Source organism: Sphingobacterium athyrii (genome assembly GCF_003071065.1).
Taxonomy (GTDB): Bacteria; Bacteroidota; Bacteroidia; order Sphingobacteriales; family Sphingobacteriaceae; genus Sphingobacterium; species Sphingobacterium athyrii.
This window is the reverse complement of sequence record NZ_QCXX01000002.1, coordinates 410,795-431,082: the sequence shown is the minus strand read 5'-3', so window position 1 is coordinate 431,082 and position 20,288 is coordinate 410,795. Positions and strand designations below refer to the sequence as shown.

The following is a 20,288-nucleotide window of genomic DNA, read 5'->3' as shown; positions in this document are numbered from 1 at the left end:
CCATAACATGAGACATATAACCTATAAAAATATAAAACTGGCCCTTTGTATATTTTTTGCTTCCAGTCTAACCTTAAGCTGCAAAAAACAATTGGATACAAACCCACTGGACAAATTCGCCAATGATACTTTCTGGAGCAGTGAAACAAATACACGCCTTGCAATCACAGGTCTCTACAAAGGTGAGATCCAGATGAATGGTCTTGCCGAATTCAGTCCCACAGACTGGTGGTCTTATCATGGTCTGCTTTACATGGAGTTTGCCTCTGACAATGCCTATGACCGTCGTGGGGATAATTCTGCCTTCAATAAATTATCAGATGGCACACTCACCAGTAATATCGGCATTTTGTCTGACTATTGGGGACTCTCCTACAAACGGATTGCCCGTGCGAATTTCTTCCTGGAAAATGTCGACAAAACGCCTGTTTCAGCTGAAATGCTGGCCCGTTTTAAGGCTGAAGCACGTTTTATTCGCGCCTGTCAGTACTTCTACCTATCACAGTACTGGGGGGATGCCCCTTTGGTGACCAAAACATTGACACCTGACGAAGCCAATCATGTCTCGAAAAATAAAAAACAGGAACTGGTTGCCTTTGTCGAACGTGAACTGCAAGAAGCTGCAAATGATCTTCCAAGCTACGGCAAATTACCTGCAGCAGAACGGGGCCGTGCCACGAAACAGGCCGCTTATGCATTTTTGGGGCGTTTACAACTGGCTGAAAAATCTTATGCCGCGGCGATTAAGACCTATGAGAATATCATCAATGCCAACGAAAATAGTATTGACCCCAACTATGCAAGCCTTTTTAACGGCAGCAACGAGTCCAGCAAAGAAATTATTTTTGCCACACAATACCTCGTAGATTTGGCGGGAAATGGTATGTTCCAACATAACTTCCCGGCAATCGCCGGCGGTTGGCATCTGCACTGTCCATTGGGAAGCTTAGTAGAGAGCTATTCCTTCTCGGATGGTACAGCGTTTTCCTATACGGATCCTCGATATAATGCGCAGAACATCACTCAAAATCGGGATCCGAGACTGGGCTTTACAGTCATCAGCAATGGAGACCGTTTTAAGAACCTTCGTTATATTTCACATCCGGATTCAACCTTGTCCATTGACCAGCTCACAACAACCAAGCAAGCGACACGCACGGGCTATGGCCTCCGTAAATTTAACGATGAAAATTTTAGCGGCAACTTACAGAACTCCGGAACTGATCTCCCCATTATCCGTTATGCTGAAGTCCTATTGAGCTACCTGGAGGCCAAACTTGAAAATGGTGATCCTCTAACGGCCGAACTTTTGGATAAAACCATCAATACTGTAAGACGGCGCAGCAGTGTCAATATGCCGCCAATCAGTGTTGCTAGTGTCGCTACAGTTCGCTCTGCATTACGGAATGAAAGACGGGTGGAATTAGCTTTAGAGGGCATTCGCTATTGGGATCTCCTGCGCTGGGATACCGCAAAAGATGTCTTAAACGGTGATTTCTACGGCGCACCATATCCCGATGCCAAAAATATCCGCGTAAAGTCCGGAGGCATCAGAGACAGCTATAGCCGCTGGTATGTAACAAAAAAATCCTTTAGAGCCGGTCAGGACAACCATTGGCCGATTCCGCAAAATGAAATTGATATCAATCCAAATTTAAAATAGTATATTGGGATCTGTCATTTTTATGATGGATCCCTATCAACGTATTTGCACAATATGAAAAAGACCTTATTTCTTCCAATTCTTCTTTCCTCAAGTCTGGCGATAACCCTGCCCATGACCTTACTGGCCCAAAAAATGAGTAAACCGAATGTCATCTATATCTATGCGGATGATCTTGGTTTTGGTGATTTGAGCAGCTATGGTGCCAAACAGATTGAAACACCCCACTTGGATAAATTGGCGCAAAGCGGCACACGCTTTACCAATGCACATAGTACTTCGGCAACCTGTACTCCCTCCCGCTTTGCGTTGATGACAGGGACCTATCCCTGGCGTCAGGATGGAACCGGGATTCTGCCCGGTGATGCCAAACTGATTGTTCCGACAGACAAAATTACACTGCCCAAAGTCTTTAAAAATGCAGGTTATGCAACAGCAATTGTCGGTAAATGGCACATGGGACTTGGGAGCGAAGTCAAAAAAGATTGGAATGCAGCCATCAAACCCGGCCCTAACGATGTCGGTTTTGATTATTCTTTTATCTTTCCAGCAACAGCAGATCGCGTTCCGACCGTATTCTTAGAAAATGATCAGGTTGTTGCGGCCGAAGCAAACGACCCTATCCTGGTCGATTATGAGAAAAAAATAGGGAATGATCCTACCGGAAAAGAACACCCAGAGTTACTCAAAATGCAATCCTCCCCCGGTCAAGGCCACAACCAGACGATTGTCAACGGCATCGGACGAATTGGCTACATGAGCGGCGGTACACGTGCTCGCTGGGTAGACGAAGAAGTTTCCACAACCTTTCTACATAAAGCACAGGACTTTATTTCACAACATCAGAATAAACCTTTTTTCCTGTACTTCTGTTTGACAGAGCCCCATGTGCCCCGTATGCCAGCCACACAGTTTAGAGGCAAAAGCAAGCTCGGTTACCGCGGTGATGCCATTCTCCAATTGGATTGGACGGTCGGACAGATCCAACAGCAATTACAGCTACTGGGCATGGACAAAAACACCATTATTATCTTTAGCAGCGACAATGGCCCTGTACTGGATGATGGCTACGTGGACGGTGCCGTGGCACAGCTCAATGGACATCAGCCGGCAGGACCGCTCAGAGGCGGTAAATATAGCATCTTTGAAGGCGGAACCCGTGTACCGTTTATCGTCAGTGGACAGGGCGTAGCAAAAGGAAAGGTGTCCAATGCACTGATCAGTCAAATGGATCTGTTGGCAACAAGTGCACAACTTGTAGGCGTAAGATTAAAAGCTGACGAAGCAAAAGACAGCAAGGCTTTGTTAAAAACCTTAACCGGTGAAGACCCCAAAGGACGCAGCACCATGGTTCAGCACGCCCAAACCCTTGCCATTGTCAAGGACGACTGGAAATATATTGCGCCAAGTAAAGGTACCCCTTATATGAAATTGACGGATACCGAAACCGGAAATCTCCCCGAAGACCAATTGTATGACCTTAAAAATGATATCGGTGAGAAAAACAATGTCGCAGCTAAATATCCCGAAAAAGTGACCGAGTTAAAACAGTTATTGGAAGGGGAACGGAAAAAATGAAAAAGCAAATAGGTCTTGCTCTTTTCTTATTGGGCTGGAGCGCACTTTTTGCGCAACACAAACAAGTGCAGACAAAACTGCCCAATATCATCTTTTTCTATGCGGATGACCTAGGCTACGCCGAGACGGAACCCTATGGCCAACAGTTGATCAAAACACCTCACCTACGGAAACTCGCACATGAAGGACTTCGTTTTATCAATCATTACACCAGTACACCGGTTTGTGCCCCGGCACGCTGTATGTTGTTGACCGGAAAACACGGAGGACAGTCCTATATCCGGGGAAACTATGAATTAGGTGGATTTGCCGATAGCCTGGAGGCTGGACAAATGCCTCTACCCGAAGGAACCTATACCATGGCGCATCTATTTAAAAAAGCAGGTTACCATACCGGAGCTATCGGAAAATGGGGGCTTGGCATGCAAAATACTACTGGAAGCCCAAACAAACAGGGATTTGATTACTTCTTTGGCTACTTGGACCAGAAGCAGGCCCACAATTACTACCCAAGCCATCTTTGGGAAAACGAGCAAAAATACCCGCTTCAGAACAAAGAAAAATTCGTGCATATTCCGCTCGACTCGACCAAAGCAACCGCTAAAGATTTCGGGCAATTCAGCGGCAAACAATATGCTCCGGAAATCATGACGGAAAAAGCGATGGCATTTATTGACAAGAACCGAAACAATCCGTTCTTCCTCTATCTTCCGTACACACTCCCCCATCTTTCCCTTCAGGTACCCCAAGAATACGTAGATCGGTATAAGAATCTTTTTCATGATCGCCCGTATTATGGACAGAATGGTTATACCGCAACACCGTACCCAAGAGCCACCTATGCTGGTATGATTACTTACCTGGATGATCAGGTAGGCCTGATCATGAAACATATCCAATCGTTGGGTCTAGATGATAATACCATTATCCTATTCTCCAGTGATAATGGCACAGGCTTCAATGGTGGTATTGACTATCGTTTTTTTAAGAGTGTCGATTCACTCAGAGGATTAAAAATGGATGTCTTTGAAGGCGGAATTAAAGTTCCTCTGATCGTCCGTTGGCCCAAGAAAATTAAAGCAAATACCGAAACCGATCTTATCTCCGCACAATATGATCTGATGGCAACCTTTGCCCAGCTGATCCAACAGGATCCCGGCAATACCAATGGCTTATCCATGCTGCCTACCTGGCTGGGACAAAACAACCAGAAAAAACATGCATACCTATATTTTGAATATCCTGAAAAAGGTGGTCAGGTAGCCATACGTGAAGGACAATGGAAGGCCGTCAAACTGGACCTGAAAAACAATCCCAAGGCAAAATGGCAATTGTACAATCTAAAAACAGATCCTTGGGAACAAGAAAATATCGCTGAAAACCACCCCGAACTGCTCGATCATTTTGATCAGATTGTCAAACAGGAACATCGCCCTGCGCATATCAAAGAATGGGAAATTATAGACAGTAAACTGGTGAAAAAATAAATTTTACCAAACCCTATTTGTCAACGGTTAAAAAACTTGGGTTGTTATGTTTGAAACCATAACAACCCAAGTTTTTTTTATGTAACTTCGTTGTTAACATCAGTAACGGGAAACTGACTCGTAATATTCTATTGAAAAACAATAAACACCGTAACATTTGTCATCATGTCCAACTTGGGGCAATAAAAGAAAACTATTGATAACCAAACATGCTTCAACTAGAGTCGCATATTAACGCATTAAAAGAGGGACAGGAAAGCGCATTATGCTTTTTTATGGATCATTTTGGTCATCCCTTACGTTATTTTGCCTTTTCCTACCTACGAAGCAAAACTGATGCTGAAGAGATTGTATCTGATGTATTTGTCAAACTGTGGCATCACCGCCAGAAGGTGGAAAACTATGAAAGCCTCAAAGCATTTCTGTATATCGCCACAAAGAATGCCTGTATTGATATGAAAAGATCGGCCAGATTTAAAATGCATACTGAAGAATTGGATATACTGCAAAACCTATCCGTTCCGGAAGACGATATTCTAAAAAAAATATTCAGAACAGAACTGACTGAGTTGTTACTGGCTGAAATCAATAAGCTACCAAAACAGCAAGCGAAAATATGTAAATTGAGCTTTTTAGAAGGCCTGGAGACCGAAGAAATCTGCAAAGCACTGGACACTACGCCGTCAAACATCTATTATGCCCGTTCCAAAGCACTACTCGCCTTAAAAGAACGTTTCAAATCTAAGAATTTTGAATACCTGCTCCTGATTTCAATGTCTATTTTACATACCCTCAAAAACTAAGCAGATCGCTTATCTATAGAATCCAATACCATTAAGGGGAAAAAAACACACTAAAAGAAGACAAACGCTTGTAAAACAACGATTTAATTTAAAATAAAAAAAGCTTAGCATCCGGTCGGGCGACCTGCTAAGCTTTTATAAATACCTCTTTGTAAGAGGCAATCAACCTAAACCTATGACAAAGATAGTGCTTCCAATGATATAAACAAAAATTTTGTAATATTTTTTTTCAACTCCCATAAATTTGTTTTGGCATAGCTATCACAAAAGGAATAGTAAGTGTACATTATACACACAATCTTTTTGCTATTTCTAATAAGCCCTTATTTATCATAGCCTATTAATGCAGTTTCTATTACAGTATTTATCTTGGTCATGAATTATGTTTACGATAGATTATTCTGTCATCCATGCGTCTATTTTGTCCACAAAAACAATGTTTCCTTTGATTATTTAGTAACTTTGATTCAATCAAAATTTTATTGCATGTTTACCGGAATCATAGAAACCTTAGGAAAAATCGAACATATCGAACATGAAAAAAGCAACATCCACTTTTATGTCAGCTCCCCGATCTCCAATGAATTTAAAATAGATCAGAGCGTAAGCCACAATGGTGTATGCCTAACGGTCGTCGGATTGGATGATCAGGTACACAAGGTAACAGCGATTGATGAAACCTTACAAAAAACCAATCTGGCACAGTTGAAAACCGGAGATTTGGTTAACATTGAACGATGTACTTTAGCTGGCGGAAGATTTGACGGACATATCGTCCAGGGGCACGTCGATCAGACCGCGATCTGTATCAAGAAGACAGATGAAAACGGTAGTTTTATTTTTACTTTTCAATACGATCCCAACAAACAGAATATCACGGTAGAGAAAGGCTCCATCACCGTTAATGGTATCAGTTTGACTGTGGTCGATTCCCGTGATGATCGATTTTCTGTGGCGATCATTCCCTACACCCTCGAACACACCAATCTTCAACAGGTTGAAGTAGGCTCGACAGTCAATATCGAATTTGATATTATTGGAAAATACGTCACAAAAATTATGGCGATGCGCGGCTAATTCAGCCCGAGCAATACTTACATGGATTAATATCAAATAATGGATAAGTCCATGTAAGTATCTGATATGTATCAAGATAATTGAGAAGAACAGTAAAAAATTTTGCTAGCGCCCTTATTAGCGGTCCAAAATAGGGTTTTACTCCAGATAATGTCCCTGACGGATAAGTAGTGCACGATATTTATTAAAGACGCTGGATTTGGATACAAAGCCCATATATTTGTTTTCATCCCCAAGCACAGGTAATATCCATGTGTCGTCCTTGTTCATCTTAGCCATGACAATTTCCATATTCTCATTGATCCCAACGGTATCATTTGGCTTCTGAGCCAATTTTTCAAATGGAGTATCCCCCCCTTCTACCTCTCCTAGCAGAACCGAAAACAGAAACTCACTATAGAGAAGCCCAATAAATTTACCTTCATGGCTCACCACGGGAAAAATATTGCGTTTGCTATGAATGATATCTGTCTGTCGGCTTTTAGGTGTCTCATCAGGACGTAAAATCACAAAATTTGTTTCCAGAACATATTTAATCCGCATCATGCTCAACACAGAGCGGTCCTTGTCTTCGTAAGAAATTAAGTCGCCCGATTCAGCCAATACTTTTGTATAGATCGAGTGTTTTAATACAGCGCGGTTAATCAGATAAGAAATTGAACAGACCAGCATCAAGGGAACCATCAGTGTATAACCGCCCGTTACTTCTGCGATCAGGAAGATACCCGTTAACGGTGCATGCATAATACCGCTCAGCGCGCCCGCCATGCCAGCAACCACAAAATTCGGCACATTTAATTCCGCAATTCCGGTCAGATTTATACCGTACGAAAAGGCAAAACCCAAGAGGCCACCCATCACCAGGCTCGGCCCGAACACACCACCATTTCCACCGCCGTTCAATGTAAATAATGCGGCAAAAGATTTTCCAAATAAGGTCAGAACAGTATAGCCCAGCACGACTAATCCCATGTCTTTATAATCAGAAAACAAACTGTTTTTTACAATCGAGTTAAATTGTCCATTGAGAATCTGCTGAATCGTGATATAGCCTTCACCGTAAAGGGCCGGAAAGACAAAAATCATAAGCCCCAGGGATATTCCGCTTACCCAAACTTTATTGTACGGATTTTTTATTCTTGAAAACCATTTTCCTACCGTACTGGAGACACGTGCAAAATAAATCGTATACAAGCCGATCAATACCGCCAATAATAAATAAAACAGCAACGCTGAGATCTGCCAGTCCGAATTGAATGTACTGAACAAAGGCTCACTGTACAGGAGCCGCGATACGACCGAAGCAAGCGCCGAAGAAATCAAAAGTGGAATAAAAACCGGAATGGAGAATTCGGGAAGCAATATTTCTATCGCAAAGATCATTCCCGCTAAGGGACTGTTAAACGCTCCCGAAATTCCCGCCGCCGCCCCACAGGCCAAAAGCATGGTGACTTCTTTATATTGCAGACCAAAAAAGCGGGCAATATTGGAACCAATTGACGAACCACCTAAAGCAACCGGAGCTTCCAATCCACAAGATCCTCCAAAACCTACCGTAATTGCCGAAGTGACAACCTGGGAATAGATATTGCTTGGATCCAATCGGCTACCCTTGCGGCTGATGGCATAGATAATAGGTGTAATACCATGTTCCATCTTCTTGCCCTTCAAAAATTTCCGGACAAAAAACACGCTCAGTAATATCCCGATTAATGGGAAAATCAAATAAACGGAATACTTAACCTTCCAATCAATGTCATCCTGAATTGTCGCCGCAATAAAATGCGTTAGTCTTTTTAAAACAGACGCCATCAGACCACCAACAATACCAACTAAAAAAGCTAAGAGAATAATAAAGTTCCGGTTCGAAACTTTTTTCATCCGCCATTGATTGATCTGATCTATCTTCTTAAAAAAACGTACACTGAGATTTGCCATGTCTTCTTATTGAAAGCTCAACACTTCCTTTTTCTTTTTTGTTTTGAATTTATCGGGTACCACTGCTAATATTTCTTTTTCCAACGCTTGGATTGCATGCCGTTTAACATAATTCTGAGTCGTGACCAAAGATATTTCCCGCACAGGCTCAGGTGATTTGAAATACCGGATCTTATCCAGCTGCTCGTCCACGTAATCCGAAATTGAAAGCTCAGGCAATATTGTTATACCATCATTGATATCCACCATTCTTTTGAGGGTTTCCACGCTGCCGGTATTATATTCAAAACGTCCGGAGAGATCCTGATTATGTTTATGATGACAGATATTGAGCACCTGCCCACGCATACAATGTCCTTCATTGAGCAGCCAGAGCTTGTCATCAGCAATATCATCACCACTTAACACTTTTTTTGAAAACAAGGGACTATTTTCAGAGATATAAGCGACAAAATTTTCATAAAATAAAGGCGATTCTAATATGCCCGGATCATTTAACGGTGTCGAAAGCACACCACAATCCAAAAGACCAACTTTCAGTTCATGAACTATACGTTCGGTTGTATATTCCCAGATCTGCAATTGTAGCTTAGGATACTTTTCCATAAAAGTTGCCAGTACTTTGGGCAGCAGATATGGCGCAATTGTCGGAATAACCCCAACTTTTAACGTCCCCTCGATCTCGCCCTTTTTATCCTGTACAATCTCATTGATTTTCCGGCTCTCGGTCAAGACCAATCTAGCCTGGAGAATAATTTTCTCCCCAATTTCAGTAGGTACGACAGGCTGGCGGCTCCGGTCAAAGATTTTAGCTCCCAACGATTCCTCCAGTTTCTGGATCTGCATACTTAATGTCGGTTGTGTCACAAAACACTTTTCTGCTGCAGCGACAAAACTACGATAAGTATCAACAGCAATGATATATTCCAATTGGATTAAGGTCATGTTAAAATCTTTAAAAGCGCAAAATTACGAATACTCCTGTAAAACGATGGCAAATACACCATATTTTAAGGCTTGACCATTGCCCGCGCTATCATATAATACAATAAATACCTTGCCAAAAAGCTGTAATTGTCCTGTAATTATGACAATAGTTGACAGAAAAGTCGAATCATCAAAAAGCTTTTCTTAAATTTGGAGATTTACAACAGTTGACATTTAAGAATCCTATGAAGTTTAGACATCATACTACAATTGCATTGGCACTATTGTTATCCGCTACAAATGTCCCGCTTGGTAAAGCAAATCCAGACGAAGGGATGTATCCGCTGAGTGACCTGAATAGAGCCGGATTAAAAAAAGCCGGACTAAAGATCAGTGAAAAGGACATTTACAATCCCGGTCAAGTTGGATTGGTGGACGCTTTGGTTCAGGTCAGCGGATGTACTGGATCTTTCGTTTCCAATCGCGGCTTGATCATTACCAATCATCACTGTGCGTTTTCAGCCGTTCAATTGGCCAGTACTGCCATCAACAATTATCTTAAAAATGGTTTTGTGGCACAAAATCAGGAACAGGAGATTGAAGCAAAAGGATTAAAAATAAGAATTACAGATTCATACGAAGATGTATCGGCCAAAATATTAAATGCTGTAGCTAATATCAGCGATCCGGTCGAACGCATCAATACGATCAAAAGAAAACAAGAAGAACTTGTTAAACAGGCCGAAAAAGAAGATCCAACGATCAAAGCCGAAGTCTCCGAAATGTTCATCGGCAAGAGCTACGTGCTGTTTCGCTACAAAACGATCGAAGATGTTCGTCTGGTGTATATTCCACGTCAAAATATTGGTGAGTTTGGAGGTGAGACCGACAACTGGGTATGGCCACGCCATACGGGCGACTATTCATTCCTTCGAGCCTACGTTAGTAAAGATGGAAAATCAGCACCCTTTTCGAAAGATAATGTGCCTTACCAGCCAAAAAAATACCTGAAAGTCAATCCAAATGGCGTGAAAGAAAATGATTTCACCTTTATCTTGGGTTATCCGGGCAAAACATTCCGACACCGTCCCGCACAGTATATCAAATACCAACAAGATTATTTATTACCCTATGTTTCTAATCTGTACGATTTCCAGAATAGGCAAATGGAAGAAGCAGGTAAAGACAATACGGATATCGCACTCTCTCTGGCAACACGGATCAAACGTAACGCCAATGTGCTCAAAAATTACCGCGGTAAGCTAAAAGGGCTGCGTGGTATAGACCTTCTCTCAACCAAAAAGCAAGAAGATGAGGCGCTAGCCGCATTTATTTTAAGCAAACCGGAACTTAAAGATAAGTATGGCAATCTGTTGAACGATATTGCGGCCTACTACCAGGTCAGTGATCAAGATGCGTTGAAAGAGCTCTGGATTAACAATATTTACAACAGCACCAGTTTACTGAAAGTCGCCCGGGATCTGAATACCTTAAAAGTTGCAATGCGTAAAGAGCGATCTCCACAAATGGCTAAACAGTTGTTTGATTACAATGTTGAACAGCTTAAAAAGAGCATCCAGGAAACTTATGAAAGCTACAACAAACAGGCTGACGAACGTATTTTTGGGAAAATGCTTGCCGACGCTGCCGCTTTTCAGGGAAAAAATCAGATTATGGCAGTTCAAAAACTTCAATTGAATAACGAATCAGCCAATAACTTTGCGACACAAATCATCAATGGCAGTAAATTAGCTGATCAAAACTATATTTTAAATACAGTTTTGTCCAATGCAAACGCCTTACAGCAATTTGATGATAAGCTGCTGGCTTTTCAAAATGAACTGAATAGCGATATTGTCATCTTCGCTGCTGAACAGGAAAGACGTGAAGGTGTCCTCAACAAACTGATGGGTGACTATGTTGCTGTAAAGGAAATCTTTCAGGCCAAAAACTTCGTTCCGGATGCCAATTCCACCCTGCGTTTAACCTATGGGCACATCAAGGGATATGCTCCTGCAGATGCCACCTATATGAAACCTTTCACGACCATTGAAGGAATTATTCAAAAAGGAAACCTCGGTCTGCCCGAATTTGACTATCCGCAGGAAATCAAGACCGCTTATCTCAATAAAAACTTCGGTCCGTACCTCAAGAAAGACTTAGGATCGGTTCCTGTCAATATACTGTATGATATGGATACCACGGGCGGTAACTCCGGCTCCCCCATCATGAACGCAAATGGTGAGTTGATAGGTGTAAACTTTGACCGTGCTTACGATGCCACAATTAACGATTTTGCTTGGAATGAAAGCTATAGCCGATCCATTGGTGTGGATATCCGTTATGTGCTTTGGGTAGCTGACAAAATTGATAATGCAAATTTTATCTTAAAGGAAATGGGTATATAACCATACCCACTTCACCGCAAAGTACCTCCCAATAAAAAAGCACCTGAATCAATTGTTCAGGTGCTTTTTACAAGCAGCATATAACCAATTTAGTTCAATAGTACGTTATTCTCCTGGCAGACTCAGCAGTACCTGTTTCAATCTGTTTAACCCCTCCTGTAAAACAGTCCTGGCACAGGCAATATTCAGACGGATAAAAAAATCACTTCCCTTACCGTACATGGCACCAACATTCACCTGTAAATGAGCATCCTCTAGCAACATCTGTCCCAGCTTTCGGCTAGGGATTTTCATAGCCGTACAGTCTATCCAGACCAGATAAGTCCCTTCCAACGGAACAACTTTCAACGCTGGCAAATGCTCATCCATAAAATTTTTTAAATAACAATAGTTATGATGGATATAGGCCAGCACTTGTTGCAACCAGTCCTCACCGTGTTGATAAGCAGCAATTAGCCCCGTGATCGCAAATGGACTTATACTTGCAATCTCATTGACCAGAAAAGCATGCTGCACCTTCTTGTTCAGCAGCGGATCTGCTACAATGACAGTGGCAACTTGTAACCCGGCCAGATTAAAGGTTTTGCTTGGTGCAATGCAGGTTATCGTATTCGCCAGGAAGGCCGAATTGATCGCTCCGAAAGGAATATGCTGATGTCCTTCAAAAACCAGGTCGCAATGGATTTCATCCGAGACAATAAGAACATCATGCTTTAGGCAGATTTCACCAAGGCGTTCAAGCTCCACCCTGGTCCATACCCTACCCGCAGGATTGTGTGGACTGCAGAGGATAAAAAGTTTTACCTTTGGATCGCTCGCTTTAGCTTCGAAGTCTTCGAAGTCTATCGTATATTGTCCATCTTGGTACCGCAGGTCATTAGAAACTACCTCACAGCCATTGCGTTCGATAGATGAAAAAAAACAGTGATACACAGGTTCCTGAATAAGCACTTTGTCTCCTGTTTCGGTCAGTGCTGCAACAATAGCCGACAGAGCCGGCACAACACCCAAAACCGGAAGTATCCATTCGCGCTGCAATGGAAAACCATGTTTACGTTTAGACCAGTCTGACACCGCTTCATAAAAAACATCAGGAACTTTCGCATAGCCATAAACGCCATGTTGAACACGTTCGGTCAGCGCCGCCATAACCTGCCTTGAAACAGAAAAATCCATGTCAGCAACCCAAAGCGGGATTAAATCAACATAGTCCTGCTGGTTCCATTTTACGGAATCGGTGCCCCTACGGTCGATTATTTTATCAAAATTGTAGATCATTAAGCAATTTACTCAAAAATAGAACGTATTGCCAATAAAATCATTGGGAAAAAATTGCTTACCAAAATGATTAAATCCAGCTCAAAACACAATGCATACCCCTCGGCAAAAAAAACTACAGATCGGTAAAGTGAACTATTGGCAAAAGTTACCGCAAATTAGAGCAACTTCAGTGGCAAACATAAATTAAGACAGTGCAAAACAAAGGGAAAGATTATATTTACATTAAATTTAGGAACGAATATGGCCAGGAACAATTTTTCATGGAAAGATAGAATCCGAAGTTTTAGTCATGCCTTCAACGGATTAAAAATTGTTGGGCAAGAAGAACATAATTTCAGGATACACCTCGTTGCAGCAATTTTAGTAATTATACTTTCCTGTCTGCTCCGAATCAGCCGTTATGAATGGCTGGCCATTATTCTTTCCATCGGTTTTGTTCTCGTTTGTGAATTGCTTAATACCGCCATCGAACACATCGCTGATTTTATCTGCCAGGAAAAAAATCCCAGCATCAAAAAAATCAAGGACATTGCCGCGGCAGCGGTTCTGCTAAGCAGTCTAACGGCCTTGCTGATCGGACTGATCATATTTATCCCAAAATTCCTATCAATGAGCTCATTGACTCATCTTTTCTAAAACAAATTTCTGATCATACACCAATTTTTCCGGAGCAACAAATGACATCTTATCGCCTTTATCTTCCATTGCGCCATACCCTTCAACGACGCGGTTTTTACCAAATTTGAAAGCTACCTGACGAATGGATTGCTGTCCCTCGGAGGAAAAGGTATAGTCTGCCAATAAAATGCTGTCTTTAAGCACACCATCTATATGTCCTATATTTCGGTCTTTCTCTTTCCAGATGTAATTGAGATCGCCATGTACTTTATCGCCATCAATAGCGATTGTTAACGAAATTGTATCTCCATTTTTGAGGTATTGATAAGTTCCATTTTCAGCAACTGTTGCTGTAGCACTTGTGGTATCTGACCCCATTTGTACATGGTCACTTTGCTTTTTTCCGGTTTGCTGACAGGCAGTGGCAAAAACCAGTAATGACAATCCAAAATTGATTATTTTCATGTGAATAATTTCTTTTAAAGTATGCAGCTAAAGCTGATGAAATACGCGTTGGGGAAAGTCTGTTCATACCGCGATCGAAACTGCGGAACAGCTTATATCCTCTACCTTTGTTTATTAATATGAAGAGCAATCAAAACAGTATATTGTTTTAAATAACTAGCATTTAATATTTTGGAATTAAGAAAACAAAAATCACACCAATATTGTTTATAAGTTATAATGCGATAAAAGATTAAAAATAAACAATTTAGTAACAATAAAATTATCCTTAGCGTATTGTAAAGCTAATTTTTATTAGTAAATTGTACTCTATAAAATTCAGGAATTCTTAACCAATATTAGTATGAAAGATGTAAGCTTTAAGAAATTTGATAGTGGGTGTACATCCCTCACTAAATTATCCATTGAAACAGATTTGGCTATTATTGTTAAAGAGAACGTTTCTATTTCTTCGGAATCGAAAATAGAAAAGCTTCGACGCTGTAAAGAAGAGTTATTGAAAAGCCTTTGGTTCGTTCAGCGCCAGTGTTGATCTCTAATTCATTAAGTTAATAGTCCGAACATTTTTTTCTTGAAAAAGAAAGCCTCCCCAACTATAATTTGCATTGGAGAGGCTTTTTTATGATGGTTTAAGCGTTTTGTTCAGCATTATCAGAGCGATTTCAAATGCTTATAGTTTGATTTGATGGTATCCCAGACTTCTTCAAAGTTACCTGAAAGCATCAATTTCGCCATACTTTCAGTCATTCCCTTCATTTGGCTAAAGGAAATTTTAGGAGGCATGGCCAAGGCATTTGGACTGGTATAAATATCAATAAGCACAGGTTCATCCGTTATGCGAAATGCTTCACTGAGCACACCATCGACCGCTTCTGGTTGAGTCACGGTAAATGCGCGAATTCCCATCGCCTGTGCGACCAGGGCAAAATCCGGATTGACCATATTGGTTTCCTGATCCTTCAAACCGGCTACCTGCATCTCCAGCTTGACCATCCCAAGCGAACGGTTATTGAATACGATCAGTTTTATTGGCAGATTATACTGTTTTATCGTAGCCAAGTCCCCCAGCAGCATCGAAAGACCTCCATCACCGCAGAAGGCTATAATCTGTCTTTCAGGATGTGTCAATGCTGCACCAATTGCCATCGGCATCGCATTTGCCATGGATCCATGATTAAATGATCCAAGCATCTTGCGATCCCGCCGCTGATTGATATAGCGTGCCCCCCAAACACAGGACATTCCCGTATCCAGCAAAAATATAGCGTCGTCGCTTGCCTTTTGATCGATCATATGGGCTACAAATTCTGGTTGAATAGCACATTCACTGCCCGAATCATCCACATAGATCATTAAATCCTCTTTTACTTTCTCGTAAGCTGCCAATTGTTTTTCAAGAAAACTTGAATCGCTTCTTGCCTCCACAAATGGTAAGACAGCTTTCAGCGTGTGCTCAATATCGCCGACCAGACCATAATCCACAATTGACCGTCGGCCGAGTTTCTCCCCTTCGATATCTATCTGAACAATCGTTTTATTGGTAGGTATAAAATCCTTATAGGGAAAATCTGTTCCCAATAACAGGATCAGATCGGAATGGTGCATACTCTGAAAAGCCGACGCAGTTCCCAAAAGTCCTGTCATACCGATTTCATTGGGATTGTCCCGTTGGATATCCAGTTTAGCCTTAAACGAATAGCCTACCGGTGCATGAATTTTCTGGGAGAGCTGAACAATCTGTTGCTGCGCATTCTTAGCACCAACACCACAGAATAAAGTTACTTTTTCTGCCTGATTGATATATTGTGCCAAACGGCCAATTTCCAGATCAGAGGGTCTGATCTGTGGCTGTGTAAAAAACACTTTTGAAGAAGTATTCATATGAACGGATTCCATTTCGGAAACATCTCCCGGTAAGCCGATGACAGCAACATCGCGTTTGGAAATCGCTTGCTGTAATGCATTTTGAACCATACGCTGCACCTGTTCCGGGCGGGTAATCATCTGATTATAACAAGAGCAGTCGTCAAACAATTTAATCGGATTGGTTTCCTGGAAATAGTCTGTACCAAACTCATAGGTGGCACAGGTCGAAGCAATTACCAACATCGGAACACGTGTCTTATGCGCCTCGTAAACACCATTGATCAGGTGGACATGTCCCGGACCACTGCTTCCCGCACAGCAGGCGATTCCATGTAAATCTGCTTCCGCTGTCGCGGCGAATGCGCCAACCTCCTCATGCCTAACATGTATCCATTGCATGGTTCCATCCTCATGAACAGCCTCATTGAAAAAATTTAAACTATCTCCTGTTACGGCATAAATACGTTTGATTCCCGCATCTTTTAAAATACCAACGATTTGGTGTGCTACATTTTTCATACCCATATAATGATTTAAGAAGTTGATAATGCGACGATGTATTAATCATGCGACCGCCTCCTTATAACAACAATATTGGGAAACAATGGTTTTGGATATTCTGCCATTGCGCGAAAAAGATAAATGGCGCCGGACTGACCGTTTTTCAGACCGAAACCACAAATTGAGCATCACGGCTCAAAGAAAAAAATCAAAAAAAAACTGCCCCAATACGATAAAGGGGCAGCCGGTACATCCAAATGTCCTGTGATCTGTTTATTTGATCTGACTGGATAATGCATTGACAAACGCCTTCGCATCATTGAGGTCTTTATTCCAGTCCGCATAACGTTTGGACTTATTTAATTTGGCAATTTTGGCATTCAATTTTGCTAAATTTGATGCATCATTCGCCTCTTCTAATTTCGCTTTCAGGATACCGACTTTTGTATAATCCTGAATACCTTCCAGCATACGTTCGTAGCGAATTGAACTTCGTCCCTGCGGATAAACAATATAAGTATCCCCCGCCGGCCATGTCCGAAATCTCGAATCCCTTAAAGGATCAACTACCCAAGAATTAAAGGCCCAACGCAAAGCTCCGTCAAAACCTGCAGCAAGCGCATACCAGGCCATATAAGTAGACTCCGCAGGATCAGAAAAGGTAAATTGATTCGGAAATTCATCCGAACAGCAAACATAAAATGTTGTGATATAACCCTTTTTACGTCGGTCGATAAGATCATTATGGTCAAAAGGATCGCCCACAGCCACGCTAATATCTGTACTTTTTTGATAGCGTTGGTAGCTTTTATGATTATCTGCAAACGCAATTCCAAATTCAGGGGCCACCCGCTCCAACAGCGCTACCGCTGGATCCATTTCCTCGCGGCTCCTTTCGTCCATTGCGATATTGGTAATCTTCAGCCAGCCTTTAGCACTGACATGCTTACTAAAATCCTTTAAAAAAGGTGTCCACAGCTCCTCAAACACCGGTGTTCCCGGTTTCGCAATGACATTCACAAGTTCATTTTTTGCTTCATCGAAATAATGAACTTCATTATTCCATGGCAATAAAGAGTAACAATTGATTTGTTTATTGACCCCTAAGTCCATCATAAATTGCACCCACCTGTCAAACACAGCATAATCATAGCTCCAGGAGCCATCTTTTGCTTTCTTCCAGCTGATCATATCTGCATAAGGGTCATAGGTCTGTACATTCCAGGCATCTTTATTAAGTGTTGCCGTTATCACTTTCTGTCCCGCTGCCGCAAGCTGTTTCATTGTTGGCTTTAAGGCTTCAAAATGCTCGTCGCTCCACATCTTAACATTGTTGACACGGGCCACGGCCGATGGATGCTGCCATTGATCCAAATGAAATGACCATTGTGAGGCCGGTGGCAAAACCTGATTTTGAACATTCACGGTCAATATCAAGTTCTGCTTCACCTTACCTTTTTGTTTAACGGCAATTGTCGTTTTATATTGGCCCGCAGTAGCTCCGGAAGGTATTTTGACCGTAATCCACACAGGGCGAACACGCTTCGCTTCGAGATCATAACTTTTCAGATCGTCCAACATATCTGCAGAAAGGGAAGCTTTAAAATCTTCAGGCTTACGATGACCACAGCCACTCGCAAATTCGTCTGTCATCACATAACGAACGAATCGTGCCTGAATTGCATCTGCACCAATAGATTTTCCATTACCTGCTTTTAGTTCACCCGGCGCAACAACAACATCTGCTGTTGCAGCATTGGTCCATAGAAGTACTTGAGCAGATACTTGTTCTCCTTTCCAGGCATCCAATGTAGCACTGTGCTGAACAGTGACATTGGGATTCACTGACTTTGGATAACGTTTATCTATGGATACAAATGAAGCATGCAGACCTGCTTTAACATTCGACCAGTTAGAAAGCGTATCCTTTGTCGGATCTGCCATTTCAGTAAAAGTTGTCCCCACGGCATAACGCTCCTGAGAATAAACTTGATTATTGCCGCAAAATAATAGACATGCGAATGCAATAGTAGAATAAATAGTAGTTTTAGGCATAACAGTTGTAATTAACAAAAAAAGCAAACATTTTCTGTTTGCTTTAAAAATACTAAAATTTTATTTATCCCCACTTAACTTTGTTCAAAAATTCTAGAAAGTGCTGTATAAAGTTCGGGATGGTTCTTTTGAAATTTTGCCGGATTTTCAAAAAAATATTCGGAAGCAACAGCAAAAAACTCTCCGGGATTAGTCATCCCGTAAGTGTCAATATCGGATCTATCTTCTTTGATCTTGTTAATTTCCTCCCGTATTAAATTCATGAAAGGAATTATGGCAGCCTTATCCAATAAATAAGTTGGAACGCCATCTACTGTACCATCTGTTTTGTCAATGAGATGCACAAATTCGTGGATCGCGGTATTCTGTCCGTCATTTGGATTTTCAAAACCATATTCCAAAGCCGATTTGGATAGAATCATCTGTCCATTCATAGCGCCCTCACCTACCATGCCCATAATATTCCGGTCTGCATGTCCTTCGAACTGGTAATCTGCATTAAAGTGTGATGGGTAGACCATAATATTGGTCAAGTTGGGATAAGTCCATTTCTTAAAGGCAAATATCGGAATAATGGCGCTCGCAGCAATGAGCATATAATCTTTCAATTCCAGGGTTACTCCCACGCCTTCAATCTTGACCGTATCCAAAAATGCCAGACAGCGCGTTTCAAACTCCTGTTTATCGGCAACCGAAAGGTGACGATAGTAGGCAACCTCCTGTTCCAGGATGTTTTTCCCCTCATCACTCAAAACACGTTTAATTGCCGCATTATTTTTAGCCGTACGGTTCAATAGGTAATAGACAACATAAATCACTACTGGTATGAGCAGTATAATAAAAATCTTTTCCAACATATTATTTTATCTTTATCCAACGTGGGTCTCTGGCTTGCAAATTACGCAAAAAGCCTTTAAAATGAGATGTACCAAATAAGATTAAAATTTTCTGCTGAGGGGCATCAGCCACCAGGGAGGCTAGATTTTCTTCTCTTTGCTGCATAACAAACTCTTTGTCAAACTTATTTTTGAGCGCTGTTTTTATCGGTTTGCAGCTGTAGGGTGCATTTAGTGGGGTATTGTAGTCGCAGGCATCCAGCTGTATGGTACCATAACGGAATTCAAAATCATCCAGTAATTTGTTTTTAGGAATATCAGCGTTGACAGCAGTTTCATAGTTGACCAGAAAAAAAGAATAATCCGGCTGGCTGATAATACGCTGTCCCAGTTTCCGATACAAAGGAGCTCTCAATACGCGGGAGGTATCTCCAGGAGTCTCAATGCATTGCTGCAGTCCGAGCCGGTTACCGGTCAATTTTCTAAACTTGCGGTCATAAAGGTCGCGTTGTGCCGCGCTATCCACCTGATAGGCGATACTTTCATAAAAAACGACATATCCTGATTTTTGAAGAGAATCTACAGCAGTCTGTATCTGATCATAATATACGCGAGTCCCTAAATGCCGCATCGGAATGTAAATGATACGACGATCGCCGTTATGGAGTTCAAATTTCCGCGATGCATCCCGCAAAACGCCTGTACTCTGCACCATTAGGGAAGTATCACAGGCGGTCAGTGCGATCAACACAAAAAGAAGGGAGATAATCTGTTTTAACTGCATT

At 41.7% G+C, this 20,288-nt stretch carries 15 protein-coding genes; 7 read left to right on the top strand and 8 right to left on the bottom strand.

What is annotated here, in order from left to right; genetic code table 11:
• Nucleotides 1–7 precede the first annotated feature (7 nt).
• From DCO56_RS08225 to DCO56_RS08205, 5 genes are all read left to right on the top strand, one after another.
• Entirely contained in the window at nucleotides 8–1,663 is a 1,656-nt protein-coding gene (locus tag DCO56_RS08225; RefSeq protein WP_108633265.1) for a RagB/SusD family nutrient uptake outer membrane protein, read from the top strand.
• Between the two features lie 54 nt (nucleotides 1,664–1,717).
• The gene (locus DCO56_RS08220; RefSeq protein WP_108633264.1) at nucleotides 1,718–3,241 is read left to right on the top strand and encodes a sulfatase family protein; all 1,524 of its coding nucleotides are present in this window, start codon (nucleotides 1,718–1,720) and stop codon (nucleotides 3,239–3,241) included.
• On the top strand, nucleotides 3,238–4,728 hold the full coding sequence (locus DCO56_RS08215; RefSeq protein ID WP_108633263.1) for an arylsulfatase: 1,491 nt from the start codon (nucleotides 3,238–3,240) through the stop codon (nucleotides 4,726–4,728). The genes DCO56_RS08220 and DCO56_RS08215 overlap by 4 nt, the downstream gene beginning before the upstream one ends.
• Before the next feature lie 209 nt (nucleotides 4,729–4,937).
• The gene (locus DCO56_RS08210; RefSeq protein WP_108633262.1) at nucleotides 4,938–5,531 is read left to right on the top strand and encodes an RNA polymerase sigma factor; all 594 of its coding nucleotides are present in this window, start codon (nucleotides 4,938–4,940) and stop codon (nucleotides 5,529–5,531) included.
• Nucleotides 5,532–6,017: 486 nt separating this feature from the next.
• Entirely contained in the window at nucleotides 6,018–6,608 is a 591-nt protein-coding gene (locus DCO56_RS08205) for a riboflavin synthase (protein WP_108633261.1), read from the top strand.
• A 138-nt stretch (nucleotides 6,609–6,746) separates the two neighbouring features.
• Here DCO56_RS08205 and DCO56_RS08200 read toward each other — a convergent pair whose 3' ends face one another.
• Nucleotides 6,747–8,546: a chloride channel protein gene (locus DCO56_RS08200; protein ID WP_108633260.1), complete on the bottom strand. Its 1,800-nt coding sequence runs from the start codon at nucleotides 8,544–8,546 to the stop codon at nucleotides 6,747–6,749.
• A gap of 6 nt (nucleotides 8,547–8,552) precedes the next feature.
• Nucleotides 8,553–9,491, bottom strand: a complete 939-nt coding sequence (locus DCO56_RS08195) for a hydrogen peroxide-inducible genes activator (RefSeq protein ID WP_108633259.1) — start codon at nucleotides 9,489–9,491, stop codon at nucleotides 8,553–8,555.
• 227 nt (nucleotides 9,492–9,718) lie between these two features.
• Here DCO56_RS08195 and DCO56_RS08190 point away from each other — a divergent pair, with 227 nt between their 5' ends.
• Nucleotides 9,719–11,881: a S46 family peptidase gene (locus DCO56_RS08190; protein WP_108633717.1), complete on the top strand. Its 2,163-nt coding sequence runs from the start codon at nucleotides 9,719–9,721 to the stop codon at nucleotides 11,879–11,881.
• Nucleotides 11,882–11,986: 105 nt separating this feature from the next.
• Here the strand turns inward: DCO56_RS08190 and DCO56_RS08185 are convergent, their stop codons facing one another.
• On the bottom strand, nucleotides 11,987–13,159 hold the full coding sequence (locus DCO56_RS08185; protein WP_108633258.1) for a MalY/PatB family protein: 1,173 nt from the start codon (nucleotides 13,157–13,159) through the stop codon (nucleotides 11,987–11,989).
• A gap of 243 nt (nucleotides 13,160–13,402) precedes the next feature.
• Between DCO56_RS08185 and DCO56_RS08180 the strand changes: the two genes are divergently transcribed.
• Nucleotides 13,403–13,798, top strand: coding sequence for a diacylglycerol kinase family protein (locus DCO56_RS08180; RefSeq protein ID WP_108633257.1), 396 nt, complete (start codon nucleotides 13,403–13,405; stop codon nucleotides 13,796–13,798).
• Here DCO56_RS08180 and DCO56_RS08175 read toward each other — a convergent pair.
• The 5 genes from DCO56_RS08175 to DCO56_RS08155 form a co-directional block, all read right to left on the bottom strand.
• Nucleotides 13,778–14,245 carry a hypothetical protein gene (locus DCO56_RS08175; protein ID WP_108633256.1) on the bottom strand — a complete coding sequence of 156 codons (468 nt, stop codon included), beginning with the start codon at nucleotides 14,243–14,245 and terminating at the stop codon, nucleotides 13,778–13,780. The genes DCO56_RS08180 and DCO56_RS08175 overlap by 21 nt on opposite strands.
• 651 nt (nucleotides 14,246–14,896) lie before the next feature.
• Nucleotides 14,897–16,630, bottom strand: coding sequence for a thiamine pyrophosphate-dependent enzyme (locus tag DCO56_RS08170; protein WP_241254775.1), 1,734 nt, complete (start codon nucleotides 16,628–16,630; stop codon nucleotides 14,897–14,899).
• Nucleotides 16,631–16,885: 255 nt separating this feature from the next.
• Nucleotides 16,886–18,667, bottom strand: coding sequence for a DUF4091 domain-containing protein (locus DCO56_RS08165; protein ID WP_219929343.1), 1,782 nt, complete (start codon nucleotides 18,665–18,667; stop codon nucleotides 16,886–16,888).
• Between the two features lie 74 nt (nucleotides 18,668–18,741).
• Entirely contained in the window at nucleotides 18,742–19,524 is a 783-nt protein-coding gene (locus tag DCO56_RS08160; RefSeq protein ID WP_245935796.1) for a M90 family metallopeptidase, read from the bottom strand.
• A gap of 1 nt (nucleotide 19,525) precedes the next feature.
• Nucleotides 19,526–20,287 (bottom strand): hypothetical protein, encoded by a 762-nt coding sequence (locus DCO56_RS08155; RefSeq protein ID WP_108633254.1) that lies wholly within the window; start codon nucleotides 20,285–20,287, stop codon nucleotides 19,526–19,528.
• Nucleotide 20,288 lies beyond the last annotated feature (1 nt).

Coding starts and splice junctions, on each gene's coding strand:
- DCO56_RS08225 (WP_108633265.1), top strand. CDS start 8: ATGAGACATATAACCTATAAAAATATAAAACTGGCCCTTTGTATATTT.
- DCO56_RS08220 (WP_108633264.1), top strand. CDS start 1,718: ATGAAAAAGACCTTATTTCTTCCAATTCTTCTTTCCTCAAGTCTGGCG.
- DCO56_RS08215 (WP_108633263.1), top strand. CDS start 3,238: ATGAAAAAGCAAATAGGTCTTGCTCTTTTCTTATTGGGCTGGAGCGCA.
- DCO56_RS08210 (WP_108633262.1), top strand. CDS start 4,938: ATGCTTCAACTAGAGTCGCATATTAACGCATTAAAAGAGGGACAGGAA.
- DCO56_RS08205 (WP_108633261.1), top strand. CDS start 6,018: ATGTTTACCGGAATCATAGAAACCTTAGGAAAAATCGAACATATCGAA.
- DCO56_RS08200 (WP_108633260.1), bottom strand. CDS start 8,546: ATGGCAAATCTCAGTGTACGTTTTTTTAAGAAGATAGATCAGATCAAT.
- DCO56_RS08195 (WP_108633259.1), bottom strand. CDS start 9,491: ATGACCTTAATCCAATTGGAATATATCATTGCTGTTGATACTTATCGT.
- DCO56_RS08190 (WP_108633717.1), top strand. CDS start 9,719: ATGAAGTTTAGACATCATACTACAATTGCATTGGCACTATTGTTATCC.
- DCO56_RS08185 (WP_108633258.1), bottom strand. CDS start 13,159: ATGATCTACAATTTTGATAAAATAATCGACCGTAGGGGCACCGATTCC.
- DCO56_RS08180 (WP_108633257.1), top strand. CDS start 13,403: ATGGCCAGGAACAATTTTTCATGGAAAGATAGAATCCGAAGTTTTAGT.
- DCO56_RS08175 (WP_108633256.1), bottom strand. CDS start 14,245: ATGAAAATAATCAATTTTGGATTGTCATTACTGGTTTTTGCCACTGCC.
- DCO56_RS08170 (WP_241254775.1), bottom strand. CDS start 16,630: ATGAAAAATGTAGCACACCAAATCGTTGGTATTTTAAAAGATGCGGGA.
- DCO56_RS08165 (WP_219929343.1), bottom strand. CDS start 18,667: ATGCCTAAAACTACTATTTATTCTACTATTGCATTCGCATGTCTATTA.
- DCO56_RS08160 (WP_245935796.1), bottom strand. CDS start 19,524: ATGTTGGAAAAGATTTTTATTATACTGCTCATACCAGTAGTGATTTAT.
- DCO56_RS08155 (WP_108633254.1), bottom strand. CDS start 20,287: ATGCAGTTAAAACAGATTATCTCCCTTCTTTTTGTGTTGATCGCACTG.